This window comes from Micromonospora echinospora (genome assembly GCF_014203425.1).
Lineage (GTDB): Bacteria > Actinomycetota > Actinomycetes > Mycobacteriales > Micromonosporaceae > Micromonospora > Micromonospora echinospora_A.
In genome coordinates, this window is sequence record NZ_JACHJC010000001.1 from 533,993 (window position 1) to 553,442 (window position 19,450).

Annotated in this window: 19 protein-coding genes; 9 read left to right on the forward strand and 10 right to left on the reverse strand. The window is 72.4% G+C overall.

The genetic code is table 11. The features are described from left to right. Positions 1–4: 4 nt before the first annotated feature. Both FHU28_RS02515 and FHU28_RS02520 read right to left on the reverse strand, forming a co-directional pair. Positions 5–634, reverse strand: a complete 630-nt coding sequence (locus FHU28_RS02515; protein ID WP_184680464.1) for a prepilin peptidase — start codon at positions 632–634, stop codon at positions 5–7. A gap of 11 nt (positions 635–645) precedes the next feature. After that, a complete protein-coding gene (locus FHU28_RS02520) occupies positions 646–1,653 on the reverse strand; it encodes an EamA family transporter (protein ID WP_260412833.1) in 1,008 nt (335 codons plus the stop codon). 484 nt (positions 1,654–2,137) lie between these two features. On the opposite strand from FHU28_RS02520, the gene FHU28_RS33210 reads away from it, so the two are divergent. Beyond that, positions 2,138–2,575 carry an LppU/SCO3897 family protein gene (locus FHU28_RS33210; RefSeq protein ID WP_260413267.1) on the forward strand — a complete coding sequence of 146 codons (438 nt, stop codon included), beginning with the start codon at positions 2,138–2,140 and terminating at the stop codon, positions 2,573–2,575. Between the two features lie 142 nt (positions 2,576–2,717). Further along, positions 2,718–3,953 carry an ATP-binding protein gene (locus FHU28_RS02530; protein WP_073831126.1) on the forward strand — a complete coding sequence of 412 codons (1,236 nt, stop codon included), beginning with the start codon at positions 2,718–2,720 and terminating at the stop codon, positions 3,951–3,953. Between the two features lie 34 nt (positions 3,954–3,987). On the opposite strand, the gene FHU28_RS02535 is transcribed toward FHU28_RS02530, so the two are convergent. Then, complete coding sequence (locus FHU28_RS02535; protein WP_043330817.1) at positions 3,988–4,536, reverse strand: GNAT family N-acetyltransferase; 549 nt, start codon at positions 4,534–4,536, stop codon at positions 3,988–3,990. Between the two features lie 135 nt (positions 4,537–4,671). On the opposite strand from FHU28_RS02535, the gene FHU28_RS02540 reads away from it, so the two are divergent. Beyond that, the gene (locus FHU28_RS02540) at positions 4,672–5,217 is read left to right on the forward strand and encodes a DoxX family protein (protein WP_116510963.1); all 546 of its coding nucleotides are present in this window, start codon (positions 4,672–4,674) and stop codon (positions 5,215–5,217) included. Between the two features lie 205 nt (positions 5,218–5,422). Continuing rightward, complete coding sequence (locus FHU28_RS02545) at positions 5,423–6,844, forward strand: glycosyltransferase 87 family protein (RefSeq protein ID WP_184680477.1); 1,422 nt, start codon at positions 5,423–5,425, stop codon at positions 6,842–6,844. Positions 6,845–6,848: 4 nt separating this feature from the next. Here FHU28_RS02545 and FHU28_RS02550 read toward each other — a convergent pair whose 3' ends face one another. From FHU28_RS02550 to FHU28_RS02570, 6 genes are all read right to left on the reverse strand, one after another. Next, entirely contained in the window at positions 6,849–7,313 is a 465-nt protein-coding gene (locus tag FHU28_RS02550; RefSeq protein ID WP_184680480.1) for a molybdenum cofactor biosynthesis protein MoaE, read from the reverse strand. After that, positions 7,310–8,569: a molybdopterin molybdotransferase MoeA gene (locus tag FHU28_RS02555; RefSeq protein WP_184680482.1), complete on the reverse strand. Its 1,260-nt coding sequence runs from the start codon at positions 8,567–8,569 to the stop codon at positions 7,310–7,312. The genes FHU28_RS02550 and FHU28_RS02555 overlap by 4 nt, the downstream gene beginning before the upstream one ends. Before the next feature lie 37 nt (positions 8,570–8,606). Further along, complete coding sequence (locus tag FHU28_RS02560; protein ID WP_116512017.1) at positions 8,607–9,077, reverse strand: MogA/MoaB family molybdenum cofactor biosynthesis protein; 471 nt, start codon at positions 9,075–9,077, stop codon at positions 8,607–8,609. Beyond that, on the reverse strand, positions 9,074–9,565 hold the full coding sequence (moaC, locus tag FHU28_RS02565) for a cyclic pyranopterin monophosphate synthase MoaC (protein WP_184680484.1): 492 nt from the start codon (positions 9,563–9,565) through the stop codon (positions 9,074–9,076). Before moaC ends, FHU28_RS02560 begins: the two co-directional genes overlap by 4 nt. After that, on the reverse strand, positions 9,562–9,693 hold the full coding sequence (locus tag FHU28_RS32405) for a hypothetical protein (RefSeq protein ID WP_260412834.1): 132 nt from the start codon (positions 9,691–9,693) through the stop codon (positions 9,562–9,564). The genes moaC and FHU28_RS32405 overlap by 4 nt, the downstream gene beginning before the upstream one ends. A gap of 285 nt (positions 9,694–9,978) precedes the next feature. Then, positions 9,979–10,299 (reverse strand): AfsR/SARP family transcriptional regulator, encoded by a 321-nt coding sequence (locus FHU28_RS02570; RefSeq protein ID WP_184680486.1) that lies wholly within the window; start codon positions 10,297–10,299, stop codon positions 9,979–9,981. A gap of 714 nt (positions 10,300–11,013) precedes the next feature. Here FHU28_RS02570 and FHU28_RS02575 point away from each other — a divergent pair. The 5 genes from FHU28_RS02575 to FHU28_RS02595 are packed head-to-tail and all read left to right on the forward strand — an operon-like array spanning position 11,014 to position 16,725. Beyond that, a complete protein-coding gene (locus FHU28_RS02575) occupies positions 11,014–13,494 on the forward strand; it encodes a putative bifunctional diguanylate cyclase/phosphodiesterase (RefSeq protein ID WP_376700605.1) in 2,481 nt (826 codons plus the stop codon). 40 nt (positions 13,495–13,534) lie between these two features. After that, entirely contained in the window at positions 13,535–14,878 is a 1,344-nt protein-coding gene (locus FHU28_RS02580) for a glycosyltransferase 87 family protein (RefSeq protein WP_184680490.1), read from the forward strand. After that, positions 14,875–15,507: a phosphoribosyltransferase gene (locus FHU28_RS02585; RefSeq protein ID WP_184680492.1), complete on the forward strand. Its 633-nt coding sequence runs from the start codon at positions 14,875–14,877 to the stop codon at positions 15,505–15,507. Before FHU28_RS02580 ends, FHU28_RS02585 begins: the two co-directional genes overlap by 4 nt. Positions 15,508–15,530: 23 nt before the next feature. Beyond that, positions 15,531–15,926, forward strand: coding sequence for a TFIIB-type zinc ribbon-containing protein (locus tag FHU28_RS02590; RefSeq protein WP_073831137.1), 396 nt, complete (start codon positions 15,531–15,533; stop codon positions 15,924–15,926). A 46-nt stretch (positions 15,927–15,972) separates the two neighbouring features. Continuing rightward, a complete protein-coding gene (locus FHU28_RS02595; RefSeq protein WP_311773507.1) occupies positions 15,973–16,725 on the forward strand; it encodes a maleylpyruvate isomerase N-terminal domain-containing protein in 753 nt (250 codons plus the stop codon). Between the two features lie 6 nt (positions 16,726–16,731). Here the strand turns inward: FHU28_RS02595 and FHU28_RS02600 are convergent, their stop codons facing one another. Next, positions 16,732–19,413 carry a replicative DNA helicase gene (locus FHU28_RS02600; RefSeq protein WP_184680494.1) on the reverse strand — a complete coding sequence of 894 codons (2,682 nt, stop codon included), beginning with the start codon at positions 19,411–19,413 and terminating at the stop codon, positions 16,732–16,734. Positions 19,414–19,450 lie beyond the last annotated feature (37 nt).

Genomic DNA, 19,450 nt, shown 5'->3' on the forward strand with positions numbered 1-19,450 from the left:
CGCGTCAGGTGAGGACGGCGGCGAGCCACGCGCCGCCGAGGATCGCCGGGCCGAACGGCACCGGCGTGTCCCGGCGTACCCGGCCGGCGGCGAGCAGGACGAGGACCACCACCCCGGCTAGCACGTGCGGCAGGAGCAGCCCGAGGCGCAGCGCCGGCCAGCCGAGCCAGCCCAGCGGCAGCCCGAGCGCGGCGGCGAGCTTCACGTCGCCGAACCCGAGCCGGGCCCGGGGCAGCAGCGCCAGCAGCGCGTACCCGATGAAGGAGAACGCGGCCCCGGCGACCGCGACGGTCAGGCGGCGCGGTTCGCCGGTCGCCGCCGTGGCAGCGGCCAGGCCGAGCCCGCCGCCGATCGCGACCAGGCCGACGAGCGGGTCGGGCAGCCGCAGCGTTGTCAGGTCGGTGACCGCGAGGACCAGCCCGGTCGCGGCGATCAGCAGCAGCGCCGGCAGCGCCGGATCGCCGCCCCGGGCGGCGGCGAGCCCGCCGAACACCACGGCGCCGACCAGGGCGAGCGCGCCTCGGCGCGGAGGGCCGCCAGCGGGAACGGTGACGAACAACCGGCCGACCGGTACGGCCACCCACCCGGCCGCCGCGCCGAGGAGCGCGACCCCCGTCACCAGCAGCGCAGACACGGGCCGGGACGCTACCGCCCGGCGGGTTCCCCGGCTGTCCCTTCGACGGCTGGTGGCGGGGACCGGCGGGGTCGCTCGGTGCTCACCACCACCGCCACGCCGACCACGATGATCGCGCCGCCCAGCAGCACCTGCGAGGTGATCGGCTCGGCGACGAACAGCGCGCCGAGCACCACCGCGACCACCGGATTCACGTACGCGTACGTGGAGACCAGGGAGATCGGCGCGTGGGCGAGCAGCCAGACGTACGCGGTGAAGGCGACGAGCGAACCGGCCACCATCAGGTAGGCCAGCGCCGCCCAGGACCGCCCGGTCACCTCGGCGAAGCTGAAGCCGCGCAGCTCGCCACGGGCGACGCCGACCAGCGCGAGCACCGCCGCGCCGGCCGTCATCTCGTAGACGGTGGCCACGAACGGGTCGGCGGGCATCCGGATCCGCCCGGACAGGTACGAGCCGACCGACCAGCTCGCGGCGGCCGCGACCACCGTGAGCGCGCCGGCCACCGGCACGCCGTCCACCCCTTCGCGGGGCAGCACCAGCACGACGAGGCCGGCGAACCCGAGCGTCACCCCGGCGAACGTCCACGGCCGGGGCCGGTCCCCGCCCACGGTCCGCAGCAGCACCACCAGGAGCGGCACGGTGGCCACCAGCAGCGCGGCCACGCCCGAGGGCACCGCGGTTCCGGCCGGACCCGACTCGGCGAGCACCACCAGCCCGTTTCCACCGGCGAGCAGCAGCACGCCGATCAGCGCGGCGGAACCGACACGGCGCGGGGGCACCCGCAACGCGCCGGGCCCGCGCCGCACCCGCAGCACCACGGCGAGCACCACGGCGGCGGCGGCGAACCGCATCGCGGCGGAGATCAGCGGCGGCAGCGACTCGACGGCGACCCGGATGCCCAGGTACGTCGAGCCCCAGAGCAGGTAGACCAGCACGAGTGCGGTCCAGATCAGGGCGGTACGGGTCGGCGGCGTCGCGGAATCGACAGCGTTCGTCGCACTCGTGGGGCGTGAGCTCATCGAGGGACCACGCTACGGTGACCACGGCGTCGGCGTCCCCAGTTGGTGGCCGGCCTCTCAGCACTGGCGTACGCAGGAGGCGTTCATGTCGAACTTCGGTCCACCGGGCGGCGGCTCCCCCGACCCCTGGGGACGGCCAGACGACGGCTACGCCCCGCAGTCCGATCCCCGCTACGCGCCGCAGGGCGACCCTCGTTACGCCGCGCAGCCCGACCCGCAGTACGGCCCGCCGCCGGGCGCGCGGCCGTACGGCCCGCCCGAAGATCAGTACGGGCCGCCGACCCACCAGTACGGGCCCGCCGACCGGTACGGCCCGCCGGCGGATCAGTACGGGCCGCCGACGCAGCGCTACGAGCCCGGGCCGGCCTGGTCCCCCGGCCCGCCCCGGCAGGGCCACCCGGCCGAGGGCGGGTACGCCGGACCGCCGTACGGCGGGGAGCCACCGTACGGCGAGCCGACCCCGCCGAAACGGGGCAAGGGCCCGCTGCTGTTGGTCGTGGTCGTGCTGGCGGTGCTGCTGCTCGGGGGCGCCGGGGCGTACTGGATGCTCGGCCGGGACGAGGAGAGCCCGACGGCCGGGACGACGGCGGCCACCGCACCGGCCGATGATCCGACCGAGGCGGCGCCGAGCGATCCGGCGGAGACGACGCCCACGGCGCCGGCGCCGGCCTCCTCGACCGATCCGCGTTTCGTGAAGGCGGGCCAGTGCGTCGCCAACGAGGGCGGCGGCGGGCAGCCGAAGCTGGTGATTGCCGACTGCGCCCCGAAGACGTACGAGGTGCTGCGGCGCGTCGACGGCGCGACGAGCGGCAAGAAGGACGCGGAGGCGAAGTGCGGGAAGGTCGACGGTTACACCGACTGGTACTTCTTCGACAGTGAGCTGGACACGCTCGACTTCGTGCTCTGCCTGAAGCGCCGCTGAGGCCCCGGCCGGTCGGTACGCAAAACTAGGGCTGTCTAGCATCCACGCTAGACAGCCCTAGTTTTATGTCGAGGCCGACACGCGGTAGCCGCCTCTACGCACGTCTAGCCTGGTCGCTAGAGAACCCGATACTGTGCGATTCGTGGATCCGGTCCGCAACCCGTACGCGCCGGGCGCCGGCCAGCGCCCGCCCGAACTCGCCGGGCGGGGGCGGGAACTCGACGTGTTCGACGTGGTGCTGGAACGCATCGCGCGCGGCCGGCCCGAACGCAGCCTGATGCTCACCGGGCTGCGTGGCGTGGGCAAGACGGTCCTGCTCAACACGCTGCGGTCCGAGGCGATCAACCACCTCTGGGGCACCGGCAAGATCGAGGCGCGGCCGGACCAGTCGCTGCGCCGGCCGATCGCCGCCGCGCTGCACATGGCGGTCCGTGAACTGGCGCCCCGGCACCGCGCCCCGGACCGGATCGACGCCTTCCTCGGCGTACTCAAGGCGTTCGCGCAACGCTCCGCGCCCACCGGACGCGGTGGCGCGGCGCCCAAGCTGCGCGACCGCTGGCAGCCCGGCATCGACGTACCCGCGAGCAGCGGACGCGCCGACTCCGGCGACATCGAGATCGACCTGGTCGAGCTGCTCAGCGACGCGGCGGCGGTCGCCACCGACGTCGGCACCGGCATCGCGATCTTCATCGACGAGATGCAGGACGTCGGCGCGGAGGACGTATCCGCGCTCTGCGCCGCCTGCCACGAGCTGTCCCAGCTCGGCGCGCCGCTGATCGTGGTGGGCGCGGGGCTGCCGCACCTGCCGGCCGTGCTCAGCGCCGCCAAGTCCTACTCGGAGCGGCTCTACCGCTACCAGCGCATCGACCGGCTCGACCGGATCGCCGCCGACCAGGCGCTCTGCGCGCCGGCCGAGCGGGAGGAGGTCGAGTACGAGCAGAAGGCCCTCGACCTGCTCTACGAGAAGTCCGGCGGCTACCCCTACTTCGTCCAGGCGTACGGCAAGGCCACCTGGGACCACGCGCCCCGCTCGCCGATCACCGCGGCGGACGTCCGCGTCGCCGCGCCCGAGGCGGAGGCGGAGCTGGCAGTGGGGTTCTTCGGTTCCCGGTTCGAGCGGGCCACCCCGGCCGAACGCGAGTACATGCGGGCCATGGCGACGCTGGCGCTGGTGGACGGTGAGGACGCCGGCCGCGACGACATGGACGCCGCGGTGCCCACCGCCGAGATCGCCCGCGCGCTCGGCCGCAAGCCGGCCAGCCTCTCCCCGGCCCGCGACGCGCTCATCAAGAAGGGGCTGATCTACTCCGGGGAGCGCGGGACGGTGGCGTTCACCGTCCCGCACTTCGGCCGCTACCTGCGCACCCAGCCCACCTGACGGCTCAGGCCACGCCGGCCCAGATAGCGTCGGCTCAGACCCGCGACCACGGCGGCGGGAAGACCACCTCGCCGGACGGGGGCGGCGGCTCCTCGCTCGCCGACGGCGGCAGCACCAGCGCCTGCCACGGCTCGCCCAGCCCGGACCAGGGGCTGGTCAGGCCCAGCCGGTCCGCCGGGCCGAACCCGAACCGCCGGTAGTACGCCGGGTCGCCCAGCACCACCACCAGCCGCTCGCCCAGCTCGGTGGCCGCGTCGAGCGCCGCCTGCACCGCCGCCGTGCCGTGACCGAGCCGCTGCCGGTGCCGCGCCACGGCCACCGGGCCCAGAGCCAGCGCCGGCCACACTCGGCCGTCGTCGGTGCGTACCCCCACGCGCGTGAGCAGCGCGTACGCCACCACCTCGCCGCCGTACTCGGCGACCATGGCCAGCTCGGGAATCCACGCCGGGCTGTGCCGCAGCTCCTCGACCAGGCCGACCTCCGGCGGGGTGGCCACGTCGGGCCGGGCGAAGGCGGCGGCCAGCACCCGGGCCACCGCCGGCTCGTCGGCCGGGCCCTCCGGGCGTAGTCGCAGCGTCGTCACCCGCGCGACCTTACCGAACGCGACCGGTCCATCCGCGACTGTCGCTGAAATCGATACCGTCCGGACGTCCACGTCGGCCGATACCTTTCGTGTGTTGCGGGGATGACGACGCCCGCGACGGGGTAAGACTGAGCCATGAAGCCCGTGCGTTCCCTCGCCCGAGTCATGTTGAGCGGCATCTTCGTGGTCAGCGGTGCCCGCAACCTGCAGAACCCGGAACGGCTGGTGCAGGCCGCGGAACCGGTCACCGGGAAGGTCGCCCCGCTGATCCGCAACGTCCACCCGCGCATCCCCACCGACACCGTGTCGCTCATCCGGGCCAATGCCGCCACCCAGCTCGTCGGCGGCCTGATGCTGGCCACCGGCCGGTTCACCCGCCCGGTGGCGCTGGTGCTCGCCGGCTCCCTGATCCCGACCACGGCCGCCGGTCACGCCTTCTGGAAGAACGACGACCCGGCCGCGCGCAACAACAATCAGGTCCACTTCCTGAAGAACCTCGGCCTGCTCGGTGGCCTCCTCCTCGCCGCCGCCGACACCGAGGGCAAGCCGGGGCTGCGCTGGCGCGCAGGCCACCGGATCGACCACTCGCGCCGGTCGGTCAAGCGCGCGGTACGCACCGCGCGGCGCGACGCGAAGATCGCCGTACGCTCCGCGGCGACCGCCCGCAGAATGCCTGGCTGACAGCCCTTCCGTACGGCCACCACCCCCCGCAAGGCCACCAATCACCTGAACCGTCCGAGACCCGTTAACGCGGTGGAAATGTCGCAAACACGTGTGGGATCGGACACGGTCGCGTAACGCGGGAGGCAGCAACGTGAGGCGCCGTTCTAGGCTCCGTTCTGGACCTGGACGGGTACGACGATCTTGGTACGGGGGTGGCCACGCCATGCCGACGTCAGTCGGTAGACGGACCAACCGCCTCGCCCCGACCTCCCGCGTCGACCGCCGGACCGTCGTGCGCCTCGGCGTCGTGGCCACCGTGTCGTACGTCGCGTGGCTGGCCATCAGCGCCTTCGGACGGCCGTACAACTTCTTCGACATGAAGATCTACCACGGCGCGGTGGTGTGGTGGGCCAGCGGCAACGAGCTGTACGACTTCGTCGCGCCGTCGACCACACTGGGCTTCACCTACCCGCCGTTCGCCGGCCTGGTCATGCTGCCGATGTCCTGGCTGCCGGTCGACGGCGCCGGTTTCGTCAACGCGCTGGCCAGCATCGGCGCGCTCGCGGTCGTCCTGGCGGCGCTGCTGCGCCCCATCGTGGACCGGCTCGGCTGGCCGCTCTGGTTCACCGTCGGCATCGCCACCCCGCTCGCGGTGGCCATCGAGCCGTCCCGGGAGACGCTCGGCTACGGCCAGGTCAACCTGCTGCTGTTCGCGCTGATCATGGCCGACATGGTGGGCCTGCGCTGGCGCGCCAAGCGGGGCACTCACCACGAGACCGCCGACTCGCCGCTGGCCCGGTTCGTCTACAGCGGCGCCTGGGCGGGCGTCGGCATCGGGCTCGCGACCGCCGTCAAGCTCACCCCGGCGCTGTTCGTCGCCTACCTGATGCTCACCCGGCAGTGGCGGGCCGCGCTCACCGCTGTCGGCACCACGATCGGCGTGACCATCGCGTCGTTCGGTATGGTCGGCGAGGAGTCCCGCGCCTATTTCACGAGCGTGCTGTGGCAGACCGAGCGGGTCGGTGCGGCGGACATGACCGCCAACCAGTCCCTCGCCGGGCTGCTGGCGCGGCTCTACGACTCGATCGAGACGCCCGGTCTGCTCTGGCTCGCCTTTTCGGTGCTGCTCCTGGCGCTGGGCCTGTCCCGGGCGATCAGCGCCCGCGCCGACGGCGACGAGCTGACCGCGTTCACACTCGTCGGGCTCACCGCCAACGTGATCAGCCCGATCTCCTGGTCGCACCACCTGATCTGGGTCATCCCGGCGATCATCGTGCTGGCCGACGCCGCGGTACGCCGCCGCGACGCCAGCCGTGGCCTGCCCCTGCGCGGCAGCGGGCCCTCGGCCAACGGGGTGCCCGCGCTGCGCCCGCCCATCTGGTACCCGACGCTCACCGGGCTCCGCCACGGCGCGGGCGCGCTCGGGCTCTACCTGCTGTTCCTGATCTCACCGATCTGGCCGTACGAGCACCAGCTCCCCGAGGTGTCCCACTACCAGGACGGCCTGTTCGGCGCGCTCATGGAGAACTCCCTGGCCATCGCGCTGATCGTGCTGGTCGCGGCGCTGCCGTGGCGTCCGGGCGCCGAGCCGGCGTTCTACCACGACCGGTTGAGCCGAGCCGCCGCGCTCGCCGCCCGGCGCTGAGCCCTCAGGGGCAGTTCACCCATTCCTCGGTGCCGTCGTCGAAGACCTGCCGCTTCCAGATCGGCAGCCGCGCCTTGACCTCGTCGACCAGCCGTGCGCACGCGGCGAACGCCGCCGCCCGGTGCGCCGTGCTGACCGACGCCACCAGCGCCACGTCGCCGATCTCCAGCGGGCCGATCCGGTGCGACACCGCGACCGCGTACACCGCCGGGTCGGCGGCGACCTCGGCCGCCACCTCGCGCAGCACCACCTCGGCGGTGGGGTGGCCCTCGTACTCCAGACGGGTGACCCCCCGCCCGTGGTCGTGGTCGCGAACCACGCCCTGGAAGGACACCACCGCGCCGGCCCGGCGGTCGGCGACCGCCGCCTCGTGCGCGGCCAGGTCGAGCGGCCGGTCGGTCACCGCGCCGAGCACCACGCCTGCCTCCACAGTCACGACGTCTCCCGTCGGCTCGTTCGTCGCGCTCATCCGGCACGCTCCCCGGGGGTCAGCGGCAGCGGCACGAGCGGCACCCGGTCGCCGGCCGCGCCGCTGGTGCCGGGCCGGATCACCGCGAAACCGTCAGCGCCCGCGAGACCCCGCAGCATGGCCGAGCCGACGTGCCGCACCGGGTACGCGGTGCCGGCGATCCGGTCCCAGCGGGCCAGCGCCAGATGGGTGTAGTCGCCGCGCCCGGGAATCGGCTCGGCCAGCGTCACGTGCGGCAGCACCGGCATCGGCCGGCCGGTGAGGCCGGCGAGCAGGGGCGCGACGAGCGACACGAGCGCCACCACCGCGGACTGCGGGTTGCCGGGCAGGCCGGCCACGAACCGCACCCGCCCGTCGGCGTCCACCAGCCGGGCGAGCAGCATCGGGAAGCCCGGGCGCACCGCCACCGTGTTGACCACGTAGTCGGCGCCGAGCGCCTCCAGCGTCGGGTGCAGGTGGTCGACCGGCCCGTGCATGGTGCCGCCGGTGGTGCAGACCAGGTCGGCGTTGGCGAGCGCGCCACGCAACGCCGCCACGTGCGCGGGCAGCGTGTCGGCGACCGGGCCGACCACGTCGGCCGTACGCACCTGGCAGCCGTAGCGGCGCAGCCAGGCGGGCACCGACGGGCCGAGCGCGTCGCGGACCCGGCCCGCGCCCGGCGGACCCGAGGTGAGCAGCTCGTCGCCGAAGACCAGCAGCGCGGCCCGGGGCGGGCGGCGGACCCGCAGCGTGTCGTGCCCGCAGGAGGCGGCCAGGCCGATCACCGCCGGATCCACCGGCGTGCCGGCGGGCAGCAGCTCCTCCCCGACGTACGCCTCCTCGCCCGGTTCCCGCCACTCCGGCTGGGTACGGGGCGTGCCGGTCACCAGGCCGTCCGCCGTGCGGGCCGAATCCTCGATCCGCAGGATCGCGGTCGTGCCCTCGGGAACCATCGCGCCGGTGGCGATCTCGACAGTGGTGCCGTCGGCCTCCAGCGGCGGCGCGGTGTGCCCGGCGAGCACCCGCCCGACCACCCGCCACGGCCCCGGCCCACGCACCGCCCAGCCGTCCACGCTGGACGTGGGGAACGCCGGCAGGTCGGTACGCGTCGTCAGCGGCTCGGCCAGGGTGTGCCCGTCGGCCTCGGCCAGCGGGCGGGCGACGGCGGGGAGCGCGGCGGACAGGCCCACCGCGTACACCCGGGAGCGGGCCTCCTCCCACCCGGCCGGGGGTGGCGTGGCCGCCTCGGCCGCGGCGGCTTCGGTTTCCGTGCTCATCCGGCGAGCCTAGCGCCGGGGCACGCGGCCCGCGGGTTCAGTGGTCGCCGCCGCGAAGCTGGTCGACGGCGTGCCGCAGGATCGGCCCGAGCACCGCCAGGCCGTCGCGGGCGCCGCCCCGCGAACCGGGCAGGTTGACCACGAGCGTCCGGCCGGTCACCCCGGCCAGCCCTCGGGACAGCGCCGCGGCCGGCACGGTGTCGCGGCTGTACGCGCGGATCGCCTCGGCGATGCCGGGAATCTCGTAGTCGAGCAGCGCGCGGGTCACCTCGGGCGTGCGATCGGTCGGGGTGATGCCGGTGCCGCCGCTGGTCAGCACCACGTCGACGCGCTCCTCGCGGGCGGCGAGCAGCGCCTGACCGACCGGGTCGCCGTCCGGCACCACCACCGGCGGGTCGACCTCGCAGCCCAGCTCGCGCAGGCCGGTCACGAGCAGCGGGCCGCTGGTGTCCTCATACACCCCGGCGGCGGCCCGGTTGGAGGCCACGATCACCCGGGCCCGGATCACGGCCGGTCCTCCGGCCGGACCCACTCGCCGGTCTTGCCGCCCTCCTTGCGGAGCACCCGGACGGCCTCCACCGAGGCGGCCGGGTCGACCGCCTTGACCATGTCGACCAGGGCGAGGCCGGCGACCGCCACCGCGGTCAGCGCCTCCATCTCGACGCCCGTTCGGTCGGCGGTCTTCGCGGTGGCGGTGATCTCCACCGTGTCGGTGGTGAGGTCGAGGTCGACGGTGACGCCGTGCAGCGCGATCGGGTGGCAGAGCGGGATCAGGTCGGGCGTGCGCTTGGCGCCCATGATGCCGGCGAGCCGGCCGACGGCGAGCGCGTCGCCCTTGGGCAGGCCGTCGCGGCGCAGCAGCTCGACCACCTCGGCGGTGGTGCGGAGCCGGCCGGCGGCGACCGCGAGCCGGCCCGACACCGGCTTGGCGGAGACGTCGACCATCCGGGCCGCACCGGCCGGGTCGACGTGGGTGAGCTGCGCGGGTTCGGTCACGGCCCGACCCTATCCGCCGGGTACGACGACGCGCGGCCGTCGGCGCGGAGGAGCGCCGCTGCCAGCGGTTCGACCTGCGGGTTGTCCGCGGCGTTGTCGAGCACCACGATCGCGGATCTCGTGGCCACTTCCCGTCGCCACATCTCCAATCGACCGGGCAGTTCCATCGGTATCCGGCCGGCCGGCACACCCATGTGGCGAAGAAGGATGTCAAGCGATGGGGCAGGCGTCAGCCACGTGTCCTCGGTGTGGCCGCGCAGGCCGGCCGCGAGGCCAGGTGCAGGGCAGGAGTCGTCTTGCCGCAGCCCGCCATGCCGTCGATCAGGCGGATCGTCGGGCCGCTACCCGATCGCTCGCTCACGTCGTGCAATAAGCGATCGAAATTTCCTTCCGACCGACGAAATCCGGCTCCGCTACGGGACCGCCTGCGCCGGCTCTCCCGCCCGCATCAGTTCCCGAGCGCGGGCCAGCGCGCGGTCAGCCGGTACAGGGTCGATGAGGCTCTCGTCGGCGAGGAGCCGGTAGCCACCCGGCTCACGGACGATCCTGAGCCTGTCGTCCGCGTGCGAGTCGAGGCTGCGCCGCAGGTTGCCGGCGTAGGTCCGGCCATTGGCAATCGTGGAGCGGGGCGGATCGTCGGGCCACAACTCGTCCACCGGGTCGTGCATCGGGACCAACTGATTGGCCCGCACGACCAGCAGCGCCAGAACCAACTGCTGTTCGGGGCGTTCCAAGCGAGAGGTCCGTGGTGCCGATCCGCACCGCCAGACCACCGACAACCTGGATTTCCATGCTGCTGTTCCAGCCTCAATCGGCTCCTGTCCACGGGCACACGGGAGCGCAATGGATTAGTCACAAACCCGTTGCCCCATCAGCGGTCTGGCACACCGACGCCACTCTCGTCCGACCCGGCGGTGAAAGCCGTCCAAACCACGGTTGTAATGTTCCGCCGCCACGACGACGCTACAGGCGACGTAAGGCACCTCAGGCCATTCCCATGGCGCTGAGCGACTGCGCGGGTACATGAAGGAGACGATCGGCTCCGCTCCGCATACAGCCCGTGGACACAACGTCATTTACTCCGCAATAGTTACTTATATTGCGCATACCGACATTAATGCTTTCTTATCGCCCTGCCTACGCTCTAACCTGCTCTTACAAGACAGGGGCGCCACAAAGCGCCAAGAGAGATATGCGAGGAGGGTCGTGACAATGCGCAGCACCGAATGGAACTGACGAACCCTTTGGGCATCAAGCAACCACGACCCGTTTTCGATATCCGAGGAGGGCGACAAAATGCGTAGCACCGAATGGAACTGAGAGTTCTCATATTCCCGGCGAAGGGGTAGGCTGCCGCTCATCGCATTCCGACGGTGAGCGGCGGGTGATGCCGGTTGAGCCGAACAGCGGACGGCCGACAAGCCGTCGAGCCCACGCTGCGCGTAATCGTGTCCACCTTGAGCGTATGCGCGACGTTCGTCGCGCTCGCCGCACTGATCGCCGTCTGGACAGAGCCACCGGACTCCGTACGTGACCTCGTCACCGTCACGACCCTGGTGGTGACGGTCGCCCTGGCCACAGTCATCAAAACCCCGGTGCGCATCCGGTCGACCACAGTGGCCTTCGCCTGGGTCGAGACCGCGATCGTCATCGGTCTCGCCGTCGCGCCGGCCTCCTGGCTGATCCTGGCAACCGGCATCGGCGTAGCCTGCGGATCGGTCACGCGACTCGCGCCCATCAAGACCGCATTCGGCGTCGCGAAGCACACGTTGGTCGCCGGGGGCAGCACTCTCGTCATCCTGCTGCTCGGCAACGCGTGGCCGCCCCGCGAGCCGCTCCAGATCGTGCTGCTGCTGGGAGTCGTCTACCTAGTCGCGGCCGTGCTCGACGACCTACTCGCGATTCCGGTCATCGCGCTCGCGTCCGGAACGCCCATCATGCGGCAGTTCCGCACCGACCTCGACCTGCGGATCGCGGGATTCGCAGTCCGCTTCCTGGTGGCCGCCTGCACCGTACTCATCCTGCGGGCCGACCCCCGACTGCTGCTCGCCGTACCGGCACTGGTGCTCAGCCTGCACCTGGCCTACTCCACGCGGATCCGCAGCCGAACCGAACAGCAGGCGTGGCAACGACTCGCCCGCGCCACCGACGCGCTCAACGTGGTCGACCTCGACCAGGTGCTGACCACCGCCGTCACCGAAGCCAGCGAACTCTTCTCCGCCGACGAGATCGAGATCGAGCTGCGCGAGGGCGGACGCACCGTCCGCGGCAACGCCGCAGGCATCGCGTACGACGGAACGTCGCCCCAGCCCAGTGACATCGACGGCCGGGTCATGCCGGTCGCGCTGGAAGGCCACAACCGCACCGACGACCTCGGCGTGCTGCGACTGCGGTTCGCCGGTCCGGTCGAGCTCTCCGAGCGGGAGCAGTACACCCTGCGTACCTTCGCCTCCGCCCTCTGCACCGCGGTCCGCAACGCCCAGGCGTACGCCGAACTCGCCCGCATCGCCCAGGACCACGCCTACGCCGCCACCCACGACGCCCTCACCGGCCTGTCCAACCGGCGGCACCTGCTGGACGAGGGCAGCGCCCAGCTCACCACCCGGCACGCCGACGGCGTCACCGCGCTGGTGCTGATCGACCTCAACCACTTCAAGGAAGTGAACGACACCCTCGGCCACGGCGCCGGTGACCGGGTGCTGATCCAGGTCGCCGAGCGGCTGCGCCGCGCGGCCCGCCCCGACGACCTGGTCGCCCGGCTCGGCGGGGACGAGTTCGCCGTGCTGCTGCGCGGCCTGCCCGCCCCGGCCGTCGCCTCCCACCGCGCCGAGGCCCTGCTCAACGCCCTGCACGATCCGCTCGACGTGGACGGCATGCGAATCAGCGTGGAGGCCAGCGGCGGCATCGCCGTCGCCCCCGCCACCGGCGGGATGCCCGAGTTGCTGCGCCGCGCCGACGTGGCCATGTACCAGGCCAAACGCGCCGGCCAACGCCTCGCCACCTACGCGCCCGCCCGCGACACCGCCGACCTGAGCCGGCTCACCCTCGGCGGTGAACTGCCCCGCGCCGTCGCCGACCACGAATTCACTGTCAACTTCCAGCCCATCGTCGACCTCGCCAGCGGCGAGGTGATCGGCGCGGAGGCCCTGGCCCGCTGGCACCACCCCACCCACGGGCTCATCGACCCGCTGCGCTTCCTCGAAGCGGTGGAACGCTCCGGGCTGCTGCCCGCGTTCGCCGAGGCGATCCTCGACCAGGCGCTCATCGCCGCCTGCTCCTGGCGCGACGCCGGCTTCGACCTGCCCGTCTCGGTCAACGTGTCCCCCCGCAGCCTGCTCGACGCCCGTTTCCCCGGCGCGGTGCTGGCCCGGCTGCGCGCCCACGACCTCCCGCCGGACCGGCTCGTGCTGGAACTGACCGAGACGCTCACGCTCAGCCAGCTCGACGTGGTCGACCGCGTCCTCAGCCGGCTGCGCGACTCCGGCGTCCGCCTGGCGCTCGACGACTTCGGCACCGGATACTCGTCGCTCTCCCTGCTCTCCCGCATCCCCGTGCACGAACTGAAGATCGACCGCAGCTTCGTCACCGCCATGGAGACCACGCCCGAGGCCGCCGCCGTCATCCGCTCCACCCTCGACCTCGGCCGCAGTCTCAACCTCACAGTCGTCGCCGAGGGCGTCGAGAGCGAACCCCAGCGCCGCGCCCTCTGGGAACTCGGCTGCGCCGCCGGCCAGGGCCACCTGTTCGCCCGGCCACTGCCCGCCGCCGCGCTGCTCGCCAGCCTCCAACGCGGCCACGGCGGCCGGACCGGCGCGCTCGCACCCGCACTGCACGACGCAGGCGCCGTGATCCGCCTCCCCGGACGCCGCGCCGGCGGTGCCCGCACCCGCCCGAACACGTCCGCCGCCGGCGACTCCCGGCAACCCTGACCCCGCGGGACCACCGCGCCGGTCTGCCAGACTGGCCCGCGTGACCGCCCACGCCGACCCCGCGACCCCCGTCTCCCGCCGCTGGTCGGCACTCGACACCGCAGCCGGTGGCCTCGCCCTCGACCTGGGCCTCTACGCCACCGCCACCGTCTTCGCCGCGATCACCGCCGCCACCTCCACGCTGCCGCCGCACCGCGCCTGGGGCACCGTCGCTACCATCGGGTACGCGCTCGCCACCCTCGCGGCGACCGCGCAACTGCTCGCCCGCCGCCGCGCCGCCGGCACACCCCTGGCCGCGCTGCCGGCACGCTGGACGGTCACCGGAATCACCTGGGCCACCACCGCGCTGCTCCCGATCGTCACGCAGAGCCTCGAACGGGCCGGCGGACGCACCGACCGCGCCCAGGAGGAGGTGATCGTCGTGGAGAACGCCGGCACCCGCCTCGCCGAGCACGGCACCCCCTACCTCGGCCCCGACGCCATCGCCGCGCTGCCCCCCGGCGAACAACTCCTCGGCTACACCCCCTACCAGCCCGGCATGGCGCTGTTCGGGCTGCCCCGGGCCGCAGTGGACGCCTGGTGGACCGACGCCCGCATCTGGTTCGCCGTGGTCACCGCGCTCACCCTGATCGCCCTCGTCGCCACGCTGCGCGCCGCCGGTGGCCCCGCCGCGCCCCGCCGCGACGCCGCCGTGCTGCGCGCCGTCCAGGCCGCCACCGTCCTGCCCATCTGCGCGCTCACCCTGGCCACCGGCGGCGACGACCTGCCCGTACTCGCGCTCTGCCTGCTCGCCCTCGCGCTCGCCGCCGCCGGACACCCCGGCCGCGCCGGTCTCGCGATCGGCGCCGCCGGCGCGCTGAAACTCTTCGCCTGGCCGATCGCCCTCGTCCTGCTCTTCTGGGCCGCCACCCGCCGCGCCACCCTGCGCACCGCCCTCGGCGCCCTCGGCCTACCCGTCCTCGCGCTGGTCCCGGTACTGCTCGTCGACCGCGACGCCCTCGTCGAGAACGTCCTGCGCTTCCCCCTCGGCCACGGCATGGTGACCAGTCCCGCCCAGTCGCCCTTCCCCGGGCACCTGATCGCCGAGACGCTCCCGGCCGGCCGGGCGATCGCCGCCGCGCTGCTCGTCGCCGCCGGAGTCGCGATCGCCGTCCGGCTGCTGCGCCGCCCGCCCCGCACCGCCGTCACCACCACGATCATCTGCGGGTACGGGCTGCTCGCCGCGATCCTCCTCATGCCCTCCACCCGCTTCGGCTACCTGCTCTACCCGGCCGCGCTGCTCGTGCTCGCCCCGGCACTGGCGCTCACCCGACCAGCGGACCCGACGGCATTCCCGGCAACCGCCCCGCGCGACCCGGCCGGAAGGCGTACACCTGAGGGATGACCACCTACCGCGACCGGGCCGAGGCGGGACGGGATCTCGCCGAGCGCCTGACCGACCTCGCCGGCCGACCCGACGTCATCGTGCTCGGCCTGGTCCGCGGCGGCGTACCCGTCGCCCAGGTGATCGCCGACCGGCTCGGCGTACCCCTCGACGTGCTCGTCGTCCGCAAGCTCGGCGTGCCCTGGGCGCCCGAGGTCGCGTACGGCGCACTCGGCCCCGGCGGTGTGCAGGTCCTCAACGAGATGGTCGCCGGCCGGATCAGCGAGAACGACCGCGCTCAGGTCCGCCGCCGCGAACAGGCCGAACTGGAACGTCGTGAGCAGCGCTACCGCGCCGGCCGCCCGCCGCTGGACCTCACCGGACGCACCGCCGTCGTCGTGGACGACGGACTCGCCACCGGCGCCACCGCACGTGCCGCCGTCCAGGTCGCCCGCCACCTCGGCGCCGCCCGCGTCCTGGTCGCCGTCCCGGTCGGCTCCGAGCAGGCGTACGAGATGCTCGCGTCCGAAGCCGACACGGTCGTGAGCTGCCAACTCCCGCCCGACTTCGCCGCCGTCGGCGCGTACTACGAGGACTTCCACGAGGTCTCCGACGACGAGGTGACGCAGGCGCTGACCGCCACTGCGTGAAAACACCCGGTACCGTCGTTGTCATGCAGATGACCTGTCCCAAGTGCCGCGGAGAAATGCGCCAGTACGAGCGCAGCGGAGTAGTCATCGACCAGTGCGGCGAATGCCGGGGCATCTTCCTCGACCGCGGCGAGCTGGAAAAGCTGTTCGATGCCGAGGCCAACTGGAACCAGCAGCACGGCGGCGCCCGGCAGGCCGCGCCCTCCGGCGCCGGCTACCCGCCGCCCCCGCCGCCCCCGCCCGCCGCCGCGCCGCACCAGCCCGGCTACGGCGCCGTCCCCCCGCCCCCTCCTCCGCCGCCGCCCGGCCACGGCTATGCGCAGCCCGCGTACGGCCACAGCCAGCAGCAGCACTACGGCTACCACGGCCACTACCGCCGGAAGAAGAAGCACGGCTTCCTCGGCGAACTCTTCGACTGACCGACGCCGACGCCCACGCCGGGTCGGTGCACCGCATCGACCCGGCGTGCCCGACGTCCTGCTCCTCGCCGTGCGTCCCGTCGTGCCGGGCGTGCCGCACCGTGGCAGGCTGCACGTCATGAGCCCGATCCGGCAGCACGAGGCGCTGGCCCAGGCGTACGACGGCATCACCGCCGTGGTCACCCCGCTCGACGACGCCGGCCTGCAACGGCCCACCCGGTGCCGCGGCTGGCTCGTCGCCGACCTGCTCTTCCACGTGCTCTGCGACGCCCAGCGCGCGCTGGTCGCCCTGGCCAGCCCCGCACCCGGACCGGCCGACGTGGACGACGTCAGCTACTGGCACGCGTTCACCCCCGCCGACGACGACGCGAGCGCACGGCACGCCTGGTGGGCGCGCCGCTCCGCCGTCGCGTTCGACCGACCCTCAGGTGTGGTCCAGCTCTGGTCCGACACCGCGCCCGCCGCCGTCCGCGCGGCCACCGCAGCCGACCCCGACGGATTCGTGACCACCCAGGGCCACGTGCTGCGCGTACCCCATCTGCTCGCCACCCTGACCACCGAGGCGGTCATCCACCACCTCGACCTGGTGGTGGACCTGCCGGACGCGCCGCTGCCGGCGGCGGACCCGACGCGGGTCGCCGTGACCACGATGGACAGCCTGCTCAGCGACGAGGCGGTACGGCCGACCGGCTGGGACGACCACGAGTACCTGCTGAAGGCCGCCGGCCGGGTGCCGCTGACCGACCGGGACCGGCTGGAGCTGGGCGAGGCCGCCGGCTGGTTCCCGCTGCTCGGCTGACGCCGCTCAGACGATGGCCATGTCCACGAAGCGCGACAGGTGCAGCTGTGCCGCGACCGTCACCGTGTCGGTCGGCCCATTCCTGTGCTTGGCGATGATGAAGTCCGCCTCGCCCGCGCGCGGCGACTCCTTGTCGTAGTAGTCGTCGCGGTGCAAGAGGATGACAACGTCTGCATCTTGCTCAATCGAGTTGTGCGCGGCGATGCCGTTGGCGATGAAGTTGTGTGTGCCGAGCACCGTGGCGTCGTAAACGTCCTTCTCGCCGACTGACTCGATCGAGACGATCTCGTCCCAGAAGACATCGTTCGTCGCGTGCAGATCAAGATCCGCAGAGTCCAGCACCGCGGCCACCTTGGCGAGACGAGACCGGCTGGGCGCATGCTTCCACATCACGCTGCCGGAGAACTGGGTGCCGACCGCGGCCGCAAACTTTCGGTGGCTCATCTTGCGTTCCGCCAGGACCTCTCGGACCCGTGACCACACCTCCGTGGGCACGGTGTCCACGTTGGGGTTGCTGACGACGGATTCGAGAATCACCAGCAGCGCTGCGCAGCCGTTGGCGCGCTCGCCGTGCACACCGATCTCTCGAAGGAAACGGAGCTGGTCATCGCGACCAGAGATGTCCAGGGTGTACTGCGGCCGGTGTCGAGCGACCGGAACCTGTCGCAATCGAGCCGAGATTCCGTAGCGAAGCAGCAGGCGTGAAATGTCCTCCAGCATGCGCCGCGACGTCGAGGAAAAGTAGACCCGTCCGCCTCGACCAGACTTGTTGACGGTTACGGACCCGTCCGTCGCCCAGATGTGCCGCAGGAAGAGCGTGATCTGCGCTTTGGGCAGGCCGAACACCGCTTGAGGTACGAACTTTTCGTGGGACCGCAGCCCGAACAGCCCCAAGCCGTCCAACCACTCAGCGATCGGGTTCCGCCGCCCGCGGGCGAGCCGGAATGGTGCCGGTAGCCGGAGCGTGGTCACTCGGGCAGCCGGATAGTCGTCTCGCACAGCCGTGATCCCGAAATGCGTCGCGGCCTCCGTCACGGCCGCCAGGTTGGCCTCGTCACAACTGGCGTAGCGGATCGGCTGCCGGCGGACGAACGAGCCGTCTCCGAGGAGGTGAGCCAGCATTACCACCTCTGGCTCGGCCCACGGCTGAATGTTCAGTGGCGGCGGAATGTGCCGAGGCGCGGCAAGCCGGGTCCCCACCGTGAGTTCTTCCAGTGGCAGCCAACCACCGAACGTGAGGAATGGGTGGTTGGCGGTCGCTTCCACTTGCTTCCCGGATGAAAGTGTCATCCGGAACACTTCGCGTGTCCCACTGGGAAAGGCGTGCGTGAGCGTCCGGGGGGTGTAGCGGAGACCTTCGTCGAGGGCCCAGACTGGGATGTCCCTGACATTCCCGGCCAGGAGTGCCCCGAGGGTGATCTCCGAGTTGTCATCGGCTCTGACGAGTCTCGTATCCGCCGTCAGACAGCCCGACTCACGCAGGTCGGAAAGCTGGGGACGCTTGTCAGTCCGCTGCTCCGGGCCACGGTTCAGCTGACTCACCGCGATCACCGGGCACTCAACTTCCTTGGCCAGCAGCTTCAGGCCACGGGACAGGTCCGCGACCTCCTGCTGCCGACTCTCGGTGCGTTTCGGTGAGGTCATCAGCTGGAGATAGTCGACCACGATCAACTTCAGATCGTGCTTCTGCTTGAGCCGCCGCGCCTTCGCCCGGATTTCCATCAGGTTCATGCTCGGCGTGTCGTCGACGAAGAGCGGTGCCTCGCTGATCTCGCCCATGCAGCGGGCCAGCTTGGTCCAGTCGTCGTCGGAGAGCTGCCCGCTGCGCAGCACGTGCAGCGGTACGCGCGCCTCGGCCGAGAGCAGTCGCATGACGATCTCGACCTTGCTCATTTCCAGCGAGAAGATCGCCGCCGCCTGATTGGCGCGGATGGCCGCATTTCGGGCAAAATCCATAGACGCCGTTGATTTTCCGAGACCAGGCCTGCCTGCAACAATAATAAGTTGGCCGGCGTGCAGGCCGTTGAGCAGCCGGTCCAGGTCGGTGAAGCCGGTCGGCACACCGGTCATCATCCCGCCCTGGGCGCCGACCGCCTCGATCTCGTCGAGCGTCGGTTGGAGCATGTCGGCCAGGACCGCGAAGTCCTCGCTGACGCGCTTCTCGGTGATCTCGTAGACGGCCTGCTGGGCGAGGTCGACGATGTCGTCCACGTCGCGGCTGCCGCCCTGGCCGGTGCCGTAGCCGAGCTGCACGATCCGGGTGCCGGCCTCGACCAGGCGGCGGAGCACCGCTCGTTCGCCGACGATGCGGGCGTAGTAGGCGGCGTTCGCGGCGGTGGGCACGCTGGCGATGAGTGTGTGCAGGTAGGGCGCGCCACCGATGCGGGCGAGGTCGCCGGAGTCGGCGAGCGCGGCGGCCACCGTGATCGGGTCGGCGGGTTCGCCGCGTCCGTAGATGTCGAGGATCGCGTCGAAGATGGTGGCGTGGACGGGGCGGTAGAAGTCGTTGGTCTTCAGGATCTCCACGACGTCCGCGATGGCGTCCTTGGAGAGCAGCATGCCGCCGAGTACGCACTGCTCGGCGGCCACGTCCTGCGGCGGTGTCTTCTCGAACGCCGTATCGCGCGGCGGCGGCTCGGACGGCTGTCCCCCGGTCCGTTCCGCACGCGTCTCGTCGGTGACCGACACGGGTGCCCCCCTTGCTGCGTCGGATCGAGTCCAGCTG

Excerpts from the sequence above, each read along its gene's own strand:
- FHU28_RS02520 (WP_260412833.1), bottom strand. The coding sequence starts at position 1,653 with ATGAGCTCACGCCCCACGAGTGCGACGAACGCTGTCGATTCCGCGACG.
- FHU28_RS02540 (WP_116510963.1), top strand. The coding sequence starts at position 4,672 with ATGAAGCCCGTGCGTTCCCTCGCCCGAGTCATGTTGAGCGGCATCTTC.
- FHU28_RS02545 (WP_184680477.1), top strand. The coding sequence starts at position 5,423 with ATGCCGACGTCAGTCGGTAGACGGACCAACCGCCTCGCCCCGACCTCC.
- FHU28_RS02550 (WP_184680480.1), bottom strand. The coding sequence starts at position 7,313 with ATGAGCGCGACGAACGAGCCGACGGGAGACGTCGTGACTGTGGAGGCA.
- FHU28_RS02555 (WP_184680482.1), bottom strand. The coding sequence starts at position 8,569 with ATGAGCACGGAAACCGAAGCCGCCGCGGCCGAGGCGGCCACGCCACCC.
- FHU28_RS02585 (WP_184680492.1), top strand. The coding sequence starts at position 14,875 with ATGACCACCTACCGCGACCGGGCCGAGGCGGGACGGGATCTCGCCGAG.
- FHU28_RS02590 (WP_073831137.1), top strand. The coding sequence starts at position 15,531 with ATGCAGATGACCTGTCCCAAGTGCCGCGGAGAAATGCGCCAGTACGAG.